Origin of the sequence: Paenarthrobacter sp. RAF54_2 (assembly GCF_052113945.1) — a bacterium.
In the GTDB taxonomy this organism is placed as follows: Bacteria; Actinomycetota; Actinomycetes; order Actinomycetales; family Micrococcaceae; genus Arthrobacter.
Genome location: NZ_JBFRDV010000047.1, coordinates 1 through 12,681 on the forward strand (window position 1 = coordinate 1; position 12,681 = coordinate 12,681).

Below are 12,681 nucleotides of genomic sequence, written 5' to 3' on the forward strand. Positions count from 1 at the left end.
AGCAGGTCGTCGCATCCCTGCTGGAGCTGACCAACGCCGGACTCGACGGAGTGGCCATCTCCTGGGTCGACTATGACGAGGGACTCCAGCAGATGGAAGACGACATCCTGCCCCTCATGGTCCAAGCCGGCCTCCGCCGCTAACCCGCATCACACCGACCCCCGCCACCCGCGGCGACGGTCGGAACCCCCGGCGGAACTGCACCTTTCCAGGTGCAGCCACAACAGCCTTCAATGGAGAGGAACACCATATGTCGAGAAGCGACTCAGCAGTCCGGACGGACGAGCAGGTTCGACTATCGCTACAGAATTCTGTGCTTCTGATCGAGATGGTGCGGGACGGCAACCGCAATGCTCTGRCGACTGAGATGAAGCTCGCACTCAGCGATGCCCTCGTCGAGGCTTCCAAGCCGGAGGTTCGCTGCGTAGTCATCACGGGAACCGGCAAGGCGTTTTGTGCCGGAGGCGATGTCAAGGGCATGGATGAACTGCAGTCTCCCGACGCCGCGAACAAGGCGATGCGCCAACTGCACGAAACCATCGTTCTGCCTTTGCTGCGGCTGGCTAAACCGACGATTGCAGCGGTCAATGCCGTGGCGGCCGGAGCTGGGGTTGGCTTGGCTCTTGCTTGCGATTTTCGCGTGGTGTCGAGACAGGCGGATTTCGTCTTGGCATTCAGCCGTATTGGGCTTGTACCGGATTTCGCCGTGTCCTACACGCTGCCGCGCCTGGTGGGCGCAGCGAGGGCCAAGGAACTTGCATTCATCAAGGGACGATTGACGGCTGAGGAAGCCAGCCAGTGGGGACTCGTCACAGAGCTCTGCGCACCGGACGCCGTCCTCGGACGTGCAATGGAACTTGCCACACAACTTGCCGCTGGTCCGACTGTTGCGCTCGGTCTCACCAAGCGCATGCTCGACGATAGTCTGTCGTCCGACATCTATGAGGCGCTACAGCTTGAGGCAGAGAGCCAGCGTGACGCTTGGTCAACAAAGGATCACGAGATCGCGCGTAACGCGTTCATCCAGAAGAACGACATGCCGTCTTTTCAAGGTCGATGAAAGGGTACTCCAGAGAAATGCCTAACGAAATGATTAATGGTCCGCTCGCTGGACACCGCGTGCTGGACTTCACGCAGCTAATCGCGGGTCCCTCGGCGGGTGTGATGCTCGCAGACCTCGGGGCCGAGGTGATCAAGATCGAACGGCCAGAGGGTGAACTGGGGCGCAATGTGGGACCTGAAGTGGGGATTCCTGCTATCTTCGCCGCGTATAACCGCGGCAAGCGAGCGCTTGCGGTAGATATCAGAACCCCCGAGGGCCGCGAAATCGTCAAAAGGCTTATCGCGACGAGTGACGTTCTCCTGCAGAACTTCCGACCCGGGGTGATGGATCGGCTCGGCTTCGGCTACGAGGCTGTAAAGGCATTGAACCCCCGCATTGTTTACACGTCGTTATCCGGGTATAACCCGGACGGTGCTGGAAGGAACTTGCCAGGCACTGACGCGGTATTGCAGGCACAGTCCGGGTTGATGGCGATTACGGGACCTGAGGAAGGCGAGCCATATAAGGTCGGCATCCAGGTCGTCGATGCAGCCACCGGACTTGCAATCGGCCAAGCTATCCTCGCTGCTCTACTCCAGCGCACGTCTACCGGCGTGGGTGCTCACCTACGTGTGTCACTCTTCGAGGTGTCGACCTACGTGCAGAGCTCTGCGTTCGCCATCGCCTCCCGCTTTGGCGAAGAGGTTGAACGTGGGGGCAACACAGCTGGTGCTCTGGGTGCTCCGACGGATATGTTCCGCGTCGCAGACGGATATTTGCAGGTAGTCGCTTACTATCCGGATCAGTGGAGGAAGCTGTGTGATCTCCTGGAGATTCCCGAGATACATGACGACCCCCGCTTCGTCACCAATGCCGATCGAATCGCCAATAAGAAAGAACTCAAGGGGGTTCTCGCGCCGATCTTTGCCCAGAAGGGGCGGGCGGAGTGGGCGAAGCTGCTCGGTGAAGCGGGCATCATTGCTGGGCCTGTGCGCTCCCATCTGGAAATCGTTCGTGACGCTGAACTGCGCGGTTATGGAGATTTCGCCTGGGTTGATAACGACATGACCGAGCCGCATTGGTTGCCGTCTACACCGTACCGCTCCAACACGTGGGATCGGGTCGCCTCATACCGCCCGCCGCGGCTCGGGGAAGACACGCTGGAACTTCTGGACGAAATCGGGTTTGCGCCTGAAGAAGCTCAGGCGCTCCAGGAACAAAAAGTCATTTACGCACCGAGCAAGGAGAGTGTATGAGCCCTCGAGTGTTCGCCAGCATTGACGAGTTCGCATCGCAGGTCGGCAATGACCTCGGAAGCGCCGATGGACCCGTCATAACGCAGGCAATGATTGATGAGTTTGCTGCCTTGACCGGCAGCGACGACTGGATACACACCGATCCCGTCAGGGCGAAAAATAGCAAGTTCGGCGGAACGCTCGTGCACGCCGACCTGGTCTTGTCCATGATCCCACGCTTGATGGACAAGATTTACAAGGTGGAGGGTATCACGCTATCGCTGATCTACGGCAGCGAACGAGTGCGCATCACGAGCCCGATTCCGGTCGACTCGAAGCTGCGACTCAGCGTGACGATGCTCGACGCGACCGTCAAAGGCGAGGGCGTGCGAGTGACGCTGAAAGTGGTCGTCGAGACCGATACCGTTGACAAGCCCGTCGTCATCGCCGAACCTGTGTACTGGTACTCGAGCGCTCCAAAGCTGCACCAGGTGCAGAAGGATGCTGAGGACGACAAAGCCAACACTGCCGTTCTGATCGATCGCGTAGTGACGATGTTCCGCGAAGCGATACCTGCCGAGAGCGTGACTCTGGAGCAACAACGCGAAGGATTCGAGCTCGTACTCGCTCAGCTACCCGTGCGTCACAACGCCTTTATCGCCGCCGCGACGTATGGCGGTGTAGACGGGTACTGGGTCCAAGCTGAAGGTACTTCAAGAGCCCGGACCGGTGTTCTGATACATGGGGGCGGATATGTCATGGGTTCGGCGAACGGGTACTGCGCATTCGCCGCGGAGGTGTCCGCGGCGACCGGCGCGCGAATATTTGTTGCCGAGTACCGGCTGGCCCCTGAGCACCCTTTCCCAGCGGGTCTCGACGATACGCGCCGGGTACTTGCAGCTGCGCTCGATGAGGTCGGGCCGCAGTCCTGCTTTGCGATCGGAGACTCCGCGGGTGGCGGACTAATACTCAGCTCCCTCCTCGAAATGCGCGGCGTCGGTGCGCCCCTGCCCGCCTGTGTGGCCATGGTGTCGCCTCTCATCGACCTGACGGTCACCAATCCCAGCTTCGAAGAGCTCGCGAGCATCGATCCCATTTGCAGGCAAGCGGGAACCCGCCGGAATGCCGCCTTGTATCTGAACGGCCAAAGTCCCGAGCAAGCTCCAGCGGCATTCCCGATGTCGTCCGATCTCAGCTGGATGCCCCCGACCCTCTTGCTGGTGGGCGGTGCCGAGGTACTGCGCGATGATTCGCGGAACCTAGCCGACAAGCTCCGCCGAGAAGGCGTGAATGTCGACTACAAAGAGTACGCCGACATGGTCCACGTCTGGCCCCTGTTCTCATCGTTCCTGCCCCAGGGGCAGCAGGCACTGGACGAGATCGGTGCGTTCGTGAGGGCGCAAGTATCTAGCCAGTTATCGCCAACTATTTAGTCCTCCGAAGCGTGATTCGAATCGCTTCACGACGAAAGGTATCTCATGGGAAACGAAGCGCCGGCAATCGCCGGAGATCTCTTTAGGAACGTCCTCGGTCACTATCCAACCGGGGTATCCATCGTTACCGCCGACGTGGCCGGTAATGGGCCTGTGGGCATGGTTGTGGGCACCTTTAACTCTCTGAGCCTCGACCCGCCCTTGGTGTCGTTCATGCCCGCCAAGTCATCAACCAGCTGGCCAAAGATCCAATCATCAGGCTTTTTCTGCGTGAATGTGTTAGGTGCCAGCCAAGGAGAACTGAGTCGTCAGTTCTCCGCCCGCGATGGGAAGAAGTTCGAGGGTGCTGACTGGAGGCCGGCCCCGACCGGATCCCCCATTTTGAGCGGCGTGACCGCATGGGTCGACTGCAAGATCGAGCAGGTCTTCGACTCGGGCGATCACGAGATCGTGGTCGGCAGAGTAATTGACCTCAACGTTGAGTCCGACGAGTTGCCAATGACGTTCCTGCGTGGCCGCTTTGGCCAGGTGCATCTGCCGGACCCGTCGCCAGGGAATGGTGCGGGTGCAACCGCCGCGGATGACTCTTCGGCGAAACTCGCCGAAGAGGTGGCCGAATTGCTGGGCCTGAACGCATTCGAGGCACGTGCCTGGTCCGAGACTCGTGAGCAGGTCATAGAGCGGTTGTTGGTCGGGTTTCTCGAGGTTCTGCTGAAACGCTTCGACGAGCGGATTGAGGATTCCAGTTCTGCAGACCAGCAACTGCAATCGCTCATAAGGGCATCCCTTGATAGTTTGCGTGATTATGCAGCGGCAGCAATCATGTTTCAGAGCGAACGAGCAAGTCTCACTCTCGGGGCGTCGAAGCGGCTGAAGGGACTGGAAGAGGACTTCCGCAACCGCTGGACAGCGGTAATTCAGCGCGGCACGAGCAGCGGCGTGTTCTATGAAGCCGACGCAAGAATGGCGCAGCAGTTCATTTGCGATTCGTTGTTCTCAATCGCTCGGTGGTTCCGTGACGGAGGTCGATTGGAACGCTCAGAGGTCGAAGACGCCTTCACAACATTCGCTCTCAATGTTGTTCGGCCCTCGGACCTTCCTCGGACGCAATAGAGTAGCGAGCGAAGCTTATTTGACCCGAACCGTCCCGTTGTTTCTTGTGCCGGACTACTTGTCCGCTGAGGACACATGTGCGGTTTCCTGGCCCGCGCCGTGCGGCTTCGGCTAGAAATTTTGGAACCGGGACGCACCCGGCATTCGCCACGCAGGCAGCGCAGTGGACGTCCGATGGAAGAGAACCCAGTGTCTCGTATCGGTACAGGCAGAGGGGGTTTCGTCGATGTGTAAGGGGTCCGCCCTAATAGATGGTTGGCCCCTCACCTCGACTCGGCTTCCATGCTCTGCGGATGCCGCAGCTTGTGCTGCATCACATCGGTGCCGTTTGGTCGCATACTGGACATCAAGATCCTCGTCCAGCATGCTCCCGAACGTGCCGTGATCATCGACATTTCAAACTACTACCCGCATCGCGACGGCAACATCGCGGCACTGGACGACGGATAGGCGGAGAGAGCGATTAGGTCAGCACCCAGTTCAGCCAGCCGATAACGAAGGCTGGGAACGCCATCTCGACTGGCTCGTTTGCCTCCAAGGCAACTCCAGGGGGTCATTCCGATCGCGTTCCAATCCCCGTTGCCGTAGTCTACGAAGACGAACGGGAACAGCCATGTCCCTCGTCGAAGAAACAGGCTTCGATGCCGTCTGCGCAAGCGGCAAATCTCCAACCCTCTAGCGGCTGCCAACCCGTATGACCGGATCGTTCGACGAGACCTGTTGGTCGAGGTGAACTCCGTGATCTTGAACGACAAACCCGCTTGAACGACACCCCCTGCGGGTGTCAAAGCCATGAGCAGTCGCTTGCCCTGGCGTCGACGCTCCACAGAGTTGATCCACGCGACGCGTCTCGGCCCAGACGACGTTCGCCGGTTTGGACCGTGTCACGGCAGCCTTGAGCAGTCTGGGCGCGCACGCATTCCCGAGCCTGCTCCAAGCGATTTAGCGAACGTTCGCATTAGCCAAGACTGCATGAGAGTATCGCCGCTGTGCATTGATACCAGTAATTGACCCGACCGGTGCACCACAGCGCTCTGACTTCCGGTAGGTCAGCCGACGAGGGCTGCTGCTCGCGCACGCCTCACATCTACTGCGACTCGGCTGGCACGTGGGCGGTGGAGCCTCGAACGATGAGCTTCCCCTCGAGCCGTCGCCGCTGTGGAGAAGGCCCTTGTGTTCCCTCAATCCGCTGCAGGAGTAGCTCTACGCTTATCCGCGCCATGTCTGTAATCGGCTGATATACCGTGGTTAGGTCGTACGCAGCCCAGCCCGAGATCGGGATGTCGTTGTACCCGATCACCCAGAGGTCCTCCGGAACACGTATGCCAGCCTTGCGAGCGGCGTCGAGTACGCCGTAGGCGACGAGATCATTGACGCAGAAGATCGCGTCGGGTTTGCGCTTGCTATTCCAAAGGTGCTCGACTGCCTCCTCGCCGGAAGCGTAGAAAAGGTCTCCGTAGAAGACGCGACTTTCGTCTATGGGGGAGCCGAGGCTCGCTAGACGCTTCCGGAAACCTTGCTCGATTTCACGCCCTGGGCTGAACGCTCGACCCCCTACCCACGCGATATTACGACGACCATTCTGGATCAGGTAGTCAGCAACCCGGCCGCCGCCTTGGACGTTCGCTCCGGCCACCGTGTCCGTTGCCACGCCGCGGATCGTGCGCCCCATGAGCACGATCGGTGCACCGGCATCTATATCGGCCTCAAGCTCCGGCATGTTATCGACTGCTGTGGTGTAGATCAGGCCGTCGACGGACCGCTCGCGCAGCGCCTGCAAGGCATCCGGGGCGCTACCGTCAGCATTGGCCAGCCATACACTCAAACGGAGTCCGTGACTGGACACGTGTTCGTGCACCTGCCCCATCACTTCCAGGGAGTACAAGTTGACCGGCGTAGCCACGACGACCCCGATCGACCTTGAGCGTTGGGTACGCATTGCTCGAGCAGAGGCGTTAGGCACAAACCCAGTTTGATTAAGGACCTCCGTGACCGCGGCACGGGTCTTCGCCGAGACATTCGGGTGCCCGCTCAGGACGCGCGACACTGTACTTTGCGACACGCCGCTCAGCCGCGCGATGTCTCTGCTCGTTAATATGGCTTTTTCACTTGTAATGGTCACAACACAGATACTAGCGTCGAAACCTGCCCAACACAGTGTTCCTCGGTGTCTAATGGCGTACGTATTCAAGAATCGTCGCGAGAAAGGGCTTGCTGGCCTGCTCTCCGGGGCGATATTTGTCACGGATTTGCGTTCGGTGGGCGTTAGGCTGCTTGTTCCGCTTCTGGTTTTCGGAGGGCCAGTTGGTCCACCGGCATCGGGCGAGGAGTTTGGGACCGTCGTTTTGGCTAGCGTCCTGGTCCTTCGCCGCGCGGGCGTCATATTTTCCGCCCTTTCTACGGCCTTACCGAAAGCGATGCCGTAGTGCCATCTGCGGCGGTGCGCAGGCCCTTCACCAGTCCACAAAGCCGGCTATGAATTCCCAGGCGTCGCGGAGGGAGCAGAACCGCTCCGGGAAGGCCGGGCCTATCTGAGGGTCTTGAACTACGCCCCCGTACGGGCTATCAATGCTGGCTCGCGGCCTTGAGTGCGAGAGAGTGACTTCCATGTCGGCCAGCAACGCGGCGACGGTCTTGGACGTCGTCGACGTCCTGTGTTCGGCATGGACCATCTGCGGCAGGCCGTGGATGCCGACGATATATGGGCGGGGATATCGATCGTGTAGCGATCGAAGTATTTGCGAGTGCGGGAGCGGGGCAGATTGACGGCGGGTGGCACCGTGGCGCGCGACTCCAGTCAGGCCTGGGCTGCACGGGTAGCGATACCGGCAAATGTCGGGTTACGCAGGTACCTACTAGCGCTTGTTGAACCAGGGCTGCTGCTCCTCCTCCTCCTCCACGGAGATGTCTTCCAAGAGCTGCCGTACTTTTTCCATGATTGTCAACGCGGTTCAGTCCGGGGCAGCTTGCGTTCACAGGCAGCCTCGTACGCGTCCAAATGATCAAGCTTCTGCGCCGGAGTAAACAACAGCCTCGGTGCCGCACCTCCGGCAAGGGGACCAGGGCAGCTCCTGCTGCTATCTTGCCGCACCGGGGCAAACACAAGCTGGACATGCAAAATGAACTACTGACGTCCCTCAGACTGATCACCGGCTTTTCGATCTGCGTGCCCATCGAAAAGCCGGTCCTCCGACTCCGCGCAATGTTCGCACCTGTCAAGTTTGTGGCTGATTCGTGCCCGACTTCCCGGCCACCTCACGCACGACATCACGACGTCGTTCGTCACGGTTGGCCAAATCAGGATGCGACCTACACTTTCGTGTTCGATTAGCCCTGATTATGCGAGACCATCTAACGACTAGCGCTTTGACTGACATCGTATTCAAAGTCCCGGTTGCCTTCAGTGTTCGCCGTCTCAGATACCCCACGGGTGCAGGTTCCTGAGTGATTGACATCGTATTCAAGACGGGGTAGCGTGTTGGTCATCCCACAGACGCTCAATGGTGCGGCGCCTGAGTCAGGCTACTAATCGCCTCGATAAGAACTCTCAATGGTGAACGGCTCTTTACGAAATTGAGCGAATGACACACAGTCCATCGCAGTATCAAGCACATATCGAGTGGACCCAGGCGAGGCGACGGTTCATACGTACGGCAAACCGGTCTTGGCTGGACGGGACTAAGAGGATGAACGAAGCACCGAATTGACGGGGTACTGCTGAGCGGCAGTTCCTGCATACAACAAGGGAGTCTTTAGTTGACGGACAGTATTCTCGTCACGGGTGGCACTGGGCAGATCGGTGCGGAAGTCGTGCGACAGCTTGTAGGACTAGGCCATCGGGTGGTCGCGCTGGACTTCAAAGTCAACAGAGCCAATATCGCGGATGTCATTGACGACGTTGTGGTAGTGGAGGGTGACATTACTGATCTCTCCTTCTTGATGAAACTCGCTCGACGCGAGAATGTCACTCGAGTACTTCATCTGGCGGCATACCTGGCGGTTGAGTCCAATGCGAATCCGATGCGAACAATCCACGTGAATGTTGTTGGTTCTGGAAATGTTCTAGATACAGCTGTAGCCCTGGACATGGAGCGTGTTTGCTATGCCAGTACGGTCTCCGTCTTGGGGCCGCAGGGGATGTATGGAGACTCGCTGGCAACGGAGGACTCACCCACGTCACCAATGCATCTGTACGGCGCCAGCAAGAGGACTGTTGAAATCACCGCTGACGCCTATCGGGATCTCTTCGGCCTGGATGTAGTAGGTATCCGACCTGTTCTCGCATACGGGATGGGCCGCTACACAGGCGGCATGGGGGGATTCAACTCAATGATCCGTGATGTGGCACTGGGCCGTCCCGCCGTATTGAACCAGACCAAAAATTTGTCGAGTCGGATCCAGCTGATCTACAACGCCGACATGGCCCGCGCCTTTGTGGCGGCCATGGTCGGCCCCTCCACACCGCTGTCGCTCTACAACGCCCCGGTAGTGGAGACGATCACCTGGGATGATGTGATTCACACACTTCAAGAGTTGGTTCCTGGTGCGCATATCTCCCACGAATCCACTTCCGGAGATTGGGAAACGGCGCTCATCGACGGCAGTGCGGCTCAACGCGATCTGGGCGTGATACCGCAGACCGATTTCCGCGCCGGCGCGGCCGAGATGATTGCGCTATTCCGCGAACAGGAATCGAACACCTCCCGTAGCTTGACGTGAACTGAGCACCGGGAGTCTGTCGCAGATGCCCAACACATGTGATTGATGATTTAAGTCGAAGGAGAATCGTGGAACTAAAAGACGCAACCGTGCTGGTGACGGGAGCTGCATCCGGACTGGGCGCGGCAACTGTGAATGCTCTCCTCGCGAGAGGCGCCACTGTGGTAGGCATTGATTTGCCTTCCTCTATCGAACAGGCTCCTAGCAAGGATCGACTGACATACGTAGCCGCGGACGTTACGAACGAGGATGAGGTGAGGGCGGCGCTCGATGCTGTCGGAAATGGCGTTCTTCGCCTTGCTGTCAATTGCGCGGGGATCGGACCGGCTCGTCGGATCCTGTCATCTAAAGGCACCCACGATCTAGCGATGTTTCAGCGAACAATCGATATTAACCTCGTTGGCACATTCAACGTGATGCGCCTCGCTGCCGAGAAAATGTGCGAAAAATCTGCGGATGAAAACGGCCAGCGCGGCCTCATCGTCAACACCGCGTCCGTTGCGGCGTTCGAAGGCCAAATTGGACAGATCGCATACTCAGCATCGAAGGGTGGAGTCGCCGCGATGACAATCGTGGCCGCTCGAGACCTTGCACGGTCCGGAATCCGGGTGAACACGATTGCCCCCGGCATAGTAGACACTCCGATGCTGGCTACCGTGGCTGACGACTACAGGGCGCGGCTCGCCGCGGGAGTTCCCTTCCCCCAGCGGCTCGCGCGACCCGACGAGTTTGCGCAACTCGTCATGATGCTCGCCGAGCACGACTACATCAACGGCGAAACGGTGCGCATGGACGGAGCGCTCCGTATGGCACCTCAGTAGCCCTCAGTCACTTATCCCGGTGTACTTCTGTGACGCACCGAGCCCTCCGCTGCACCGCTCAAACGAGACCAGAATGGCCTACTCCCCAGTAGTTCCCGAAAGGAGCAGATCTGGGCGTCCACAGCCCCGAACACCTCATCACGGTCGCCACTGCACTCAACCATCGGCCACGCGAAGTGTTGGGTTGGCAGAGTCCCATGGAGCACCTGGCTATAGGATGAATTCACCCGCGCTACAACCATGAACCGGTGCAACGACCGCTGAATACCGCCGCCCGCGAAATGGCTCACTTTTCGACCACCGCTGACAATCGGCAGATCGTTGAGGCGGTTGGCTGCTCCCACCAGGACGTGTCAACGGCGCAGAAGGCCATCAAGGGCGCCGCGTTACGCCGCTACGGCTTGATGCGATGTCGGATGGCGAGCTGGCGGGCCTCTTCCCGGACGGCCGGACCAAGGTTTGGGCCGAAAACAATATGCCCGATTCCGCGGCGGTCGTGAGGCCATGCGTGTTCTGCCGGTTTAGGGACATGGGCCTGGATGTGTGGCTCGCCGCGCATGTGGGGGCGTTTTGCCATGGGAGGTGTCCCAGAATCGACTTGCCAAATAATGCACTGTTCATAATGCGCTGATCGCCACTCACCGGAAGGCCAAAAACGCGGTGAACACGCTCAGCATGGGTGTGATCGGTACCTGGCCGAAGAGACGTGGACGCCGGATGGGTGCGAATACCGAAGCAAGGTCATCCCATTTCTTCTGGTCTGCACCGGAAGAATACTTGTTCTGGACTGGCTTGATCTGCTCGATGGCAAACAGCTGATCGGCGAGGCTCATCGCGAGCGGGGTAGACGCTGACAGTCCTTTTCCCTGGATTTTGTACAGCCCGGATGAGTTACTCCCACTGCTAAGCAGTGAGGTCTGGCTTAGGGTGACCCGGGCAGTGCGCTTGGCATCTGAAGGAGGTTCGCGACCGTTGAGTAGTGCCTGTCTGGGGTACATTCCCCGATCAGGAGCCCGGCTGCGTCACGCAGATAGATCTCAATGCCTTCTGAGCGCTGGTAGCCGCGTCCGCCATGCAGAGTCATGCATGTAGTGGCGATGTCGACGGCCATTTCGGTTAGGAAGGGCTTCAGGCGGTGGTCCACGACGGCGTCGCCTTGGCCGGCGTCGACGAGTTGTGTTGCGTCGTAAAGCATCGATCGTCCTGCTTCGATGTTCTGTTTCATGCGCACGAGCTTGTGCTGAAGAGCCGGCACCACGCAAGTGGCTCGTTTCGGACCATGCGCTCACGCAAGAATGCGTCTGTCTTTTCCCATACTCCTTCAGCAATTCCTAGAACCATTGCTGAGATGGGGTGCGTTGATACTTTGCTTGTGCCGGTGACGTCGATGAGTTGGCGGCCTTCACGAGTTCGCTCAGGTCGCGGACATACTCCGCTGGTATCCCTACGTCGGTCAGTTCGAAGCGGTTCCAGGGTGCACCAACGCCCATCTTCGGCATCGGGCTCACCTTCACATCCGGCTTATCGGCGGTATCCAGCTGAAGGTCTTGATATACCAATCACCGTCTTCCCGGCGGATGTACGTCTCGTGGTACGCGCCAAAATTGTGCATATATTTCACCGGTGGCCCGGCCGGGAACAGTGGTGGCTCTCGAACCGGAACCTCGCCGTGGCGGTGGCATCCGAGGTCAGTACGATTTACGGGTCCAAGACGTGGTGCAGCACTACATGGTCGGCCGGGAGGCCCACGTGCTCGGAGTAAATAGCGTCACGGCCGACGAGGTGCCACTTGACCTTAAGAGCAGATTCTTTGAAATAGTCAGCAATCGTGCTGGTAACAGGCTCTTTGGTGAACGGTTGGAGCGGACTCGGGAAGTCAACTATGAAATCGGATGCAAATAAGTTGGAATCGAATCCATTGAAGGCCATCCCGGAGATTTCCTACTTAGGCAACGACTGCAGCTACGCACAGGCCTTCTATGAGGCCCCTCGTTCACGTATCGTATTCAATGCTGCTATGGTATCGTATTCATAAGTTTTGGGTTGTGTGGCTGTCTGGGTTGTTTCGGGCGCTGCGCACGATGAGTTAAGTCGAGGTGGAGTCTTGTCAGCGAGGACGGAAGAGATGTTGAGCGTGCCTTCGGAGGCGGTGGATGTTCGTGTCGATAAGTGGTCAACGCCGGTTTTGAATGATGAGAATCGGTTGAAGTTGGCGACGTTTGCTACGAATATGCGTGGGAGTGTGACGCTTGCCAATGTGGAGGGCAAGGTCCTGGGCAGTTGGGAGGAGAGCCTTCGGTTGGCGCAGCATGCTGATC

At 58.8% G+C, this 12,681-nt stretch carries 13 protein-coding genes and 1 pseudogene; 8 read left to right on the forward strand and 6 right to left on the reverse strand.

Features of this window, described 5'->3' with window-relative positions; genetic code table 11:
- Positions 1-250: 250 nt before the first annotated feature.
- The 5 genes from AB4Y87_RS25565 (at position 251) to AB4Y87_RS25585 (ending at position 5,273) form a co-directional block, all read left to right on the forward strand.
- The gene (locus AB4Y87_RS25565; RefSeq protein ID WP_442007027.1) at positions 251-1,060 is read left to right on the forward strand and encodes an enoyl-CoA hydratase/isomerase family protein; all 810 of its coding nucleotides are present in this window, start codon (positions 251-253) and stop codon (positions 1,058-1,060) included.
- A 17-nt stretch (positions 1,061-1,077) separates the two neighbouring features.
- Positions 1,078-2,298 carry a CaiB/BaiF CoA transferase family protein gene (locus AB4Y87_RS25570; protein WP_442007028.1) on the forward strand — a complete coding sequence of 407 codons (1,221 nt, stop codon included), beginning with the start codon at positions 1,078-1,080 and terminating at the stop codon, positions 2,296-2,298.
- A complete protein-coding gene (locus AB4Y87_RS25575; RefSeq protein ID WP_442007029.1) occupies positions 2,295-3,710 on the forward strand; it encodes an alpha/beta hydrolase fold domain-containing protein in 1,416 nt (471 codons plus the stop codon). The genes AB4Y87_RS25570 and AB4Y87_RS25575 overlap by 4 nt, the downstream gene beginning before the upstream one ends.
- A 45-nt stretch (positions 3,711-3,755) precedes the next feature.
- Positions 3,756-4,823, forward strand: a complete 1,068-nt coding sequence (locus tag AB4Y87_RS25580; RefSeq protein ID WP_442007030.1) for a flavin reductase — start codon at positions 3,756-3,758, stop codon at positions 4,821-4,823.
- Between the two features lie 321 nt (positions 4,824-5,144).
- Positions 5,145-5,273 (forward strand): hypothetical protein, encoded by a 129-nt coding sequence (locus tag AB4Y87_RS25585; protein ID WP_442007031.1) that lies wholly within the window; start codon positions 5,145-5,147, stop codon positions 5,271-5,273.
- Positions 5,274-5,910: 637 nt separating this feature from the next.
- On the opposite strand, the gene AB4Y87_RS25590 is transcribed toward AB4Y87_RS25585, so the two are convergent.
- The gene (locus AB4Y87_RS25590; RefSeq protein WP_442007039.1) at positions 5,911-6,762 is read right to left on the reverse strand and encodes a substrate-binding domain-containing protein; all 852 of its coding nucleotides are present in this window, start codon (positions 6,760-6,762) and stop codon (positions 5,911-5,913) included.
- A gap of 27 nt (positions 6,763-6,789) precedes the next feature.
- Positions 6,790-7,206, reverse strand: a pseudogene (locus tag AB4Y87_RS25595) (LacI family DNA-binding transcriptional regulator); the annotation flags it as partial.
- Positions 7,207-8,579: 1,373 nt separating this feature from the next.
- On the opposite strand from AB4Y87_RS25595, the gene AB4Y87_RS25600 reads away from it, so the two are divergent.
- Together AB4Y87_RS25600 and AB4Y87_RS25605 are read left to right on the forward strand one after the other, a co-directional pair.
- A complete protein-coding gene (locus tag AB4Y87_RS25600) occupies positions 8,580-9,542 on the forward strand; it encodes an NAD-dependent epimerase/dehydratase family protein (protein WP_442007032.1) in 963 nt (320 codons plus the stop codon).
- A 68-nt stretch (positions 9,543-9,610) separates the two neighbouring features.
- Positions 9,611-10,363, forward strand: a complete 753-nt coding sequence (locus AB4Y87_RS25605; protein ID WP_442007033.1) for an SDR family NAD(P)-dependent oxidoreductase — start codon at positions 9,611-9,613, stop codon at positions 10,361-10,363.
- A gap of 394 nt (positions 10,364-10,757) precedes the next feature.
- On the opposite strand, the gene AB4Y87_RS25610 is transcribed toward AB4Y87_RS25605, so the two are convergent.
- From AB4Y87_RS25610 to AB4Y87_RS25625, 4 genes are all read right to left on the reverse strand, one after another.
- Entirely contained in the window at positions 10,758-10,940 is a 183-nt protein-coding gene (locus tag AB4Y87_RS25610; protein ID WP_442007034.1) for a hypothetical protein, read from the reverse strand.
- A 61-nt stretch (positions 10,941-11,001) separates the two neighbouring features.
- Positions 11,002-11,196, reverse strand: a complete 195-nt coding sequence (locus AB4Y87_RS25615) for a hypothetical protein (RefSeq protein ID WP_442007035.1) — start codon at positions 11,194-11,196, stop codon at positions 11,002-11,004.
- Between the two features lie 89 nt (positions 11,197-11,285).
- Positions 11,286-11,621, reverse strand: a complete 336-nt coding sequence (locus AB4Y87_RS25620) for an acyl-CoA dehydrogenase family protein (protein ID WP_442007036.1) — start codon at positions 11,619-11,621, stop codon at positions 11,286-11,288.
- A 73-nt stretch (positions 11,622-11,694) separates the two neighbouring features.
- The gene (locus AB4Y87_RS25625) at positions 11,695-11,862 is read right to left on the reverse strand and encodes a hypothetical protein (protein ID WP_442007037.1); all 168 of its coding nucleotides are present in this window, start codon (positions 11,860-11,862) and stop codon (positions 11,695-11,697) included.
- Positions 11,863-12,488: 626 nt separating this feature from the next.
- On the opposite strand from AB4Y87_RS25625, the gene AB4Y87_RS25630 reads away from it, so the two are divergent.
- The coding region (locus tag AB4Y87_RS25630) for a hypothetical protein (RefSeq protein WP_442007038.1) at positions 12,489-12,681 on the forward strand (193 nt) is incomplete at its 3' end.

What these genes read in the sequence shown, in the direction of transcription:
- AB4Y87_RS25570 (WP_442007028.1), top strand. Translation starts at nt 1,078, where the DNA reads ATGCCTAACGAAATGATTAATGGTCCGCTCGCTGGACACCGCGTGCTG.
- AB4Y87_RS25575 (WP_442007029.1), top strand. Translation starts at nt 2,295, where the DNA reads ATGAGCCCTCGAGTGTTCGCCAGCATTGACGAGTTCGCATCGCAGGTC.
- AB4Y87_RS25580 (WP_442007030.1), top strand. Translation starts at nt 3,756, where the DNA reads ATGGGAAACGAAGCGCCGGCAATCGCCGGAGATCTCTTTAGGAACGTC.
- AB4Y87_RS25590 (WP_442007039.1), bottom strand. Translation starts at nt 6,762, where the DNA reads ATGCGTACCCAACGCTCAAGGTCGATCGGGGTCGTCGTGGCTACGCCG.
- AB4Y87_RS25610 (WP_442007034.1), bottom strand. Translation starts at nt 10,940, where the DNA reads ATGGCAAAACGCCCCCACATGCGCGGCGAGCCACACATCCAGGCCCAT.
- AB4Y87_RS25615 (WP_442007035.1), bottom strand. Translation starts at nt 11,196, where the DNA reads ATGAGCCTCGCCGATCAGCTGTTTGCCATCGAGCAGATCAAGCCAGTC.
- AB4Y87_RS25625 (WP_442007037.1), bottom strand. Translation starts at nt 11,862, where the DNA reads ATGCCGAAGATGGGCGTTGGTGCACCCTGGAACCGCTTCGAACTGACC.